Raw genomic sequence first — 707 nt, forward strand, 5'->3', positions numbered from 1 at the left:
TTTAAGAGCTTGATCCTCACTAACCCCACGCTGCGCGAGCTGGGCAATTGTAAGCTGCTCTGCGCTCAATACGCTGCATGAAATATAGCTGTGTTCAATGAAACTACTTTGCGCGCTGTTCGTATCGGTAGATGCGTGAGCGTTTGTTAAAGTGGCTAATGTGATTAGATAAGTTAATACTTTAACAAGGTGTTGATTACGCAAGTTCGACTGCCGGTTTAAAAGACGCCTATCTCTTATGCTTATAGATCTGAGAAAGTGCGTCGTGAATTTCAGGATATTTAAAACTATAGCTTAAAGCCTGAAGCTTATCCGAAACAACATCCTGATTTCCGAGAAGTAAATCGCTACGCTGACCAAAGATCCATTTCGTCACAATAGTTGGCATTTTCAATAGTAGAGGGCGCCTAAGATTTTGAGCGAGTACGCGGCTAAATTCCTGATTAGTCGTGTTTATAGGGGCGACAGCATTGAATGCGCCTTCCATTGATTGATCATTGATAGCCTGATGAATAAGTTCAACCAGGTCTGAAATATGAATCCAAGACATCATTTGTTTGCCATCACCTATCACTGAGCCGGCGCCTAATATAAAACTCGGATAGAGCTTAGCGAGCATTCCGCCATCTCCGGANAAAACAANAGAGATCCTTAATACTGTCCTTCGCTCGNATCTGATTGTCGTAGCAGCTTGCTCCCACCCGCTG

Annotated in this window: 2 protein-coding genes; both read right to left on the minus strand. The window is 43.6% G+C overall.

Annotation, left to right across the window (positions count from 1 at the left end; translation table 11 throughout):
* On the minus strand, positions 1 to 204 hold a 204-nt coding region (locus A3739_RS30790), incomplete at its 3' end, for a hypothetical protein (protein ID WP_231877040.1).
* A 25-nt stretch (positions 205 to 229) separates the two neighbouring features.
* Positions 230 to 619 (minus strand): DUF1731 domain-containing protein, encoded by a 390-nt coding sequence (locus tag A3739_RS07740; RefSeq protein ID WP_068500948.1) that lies wholly within the window; start codon positions 617 to 619, stop codon positions 230 to 232.
* Positions 620 to 707: the final 88 nt, after the last annotated feature.

It is taken from the genome of Oleiphilus sp. HI0067 (genome assembly GCF_001635735.1).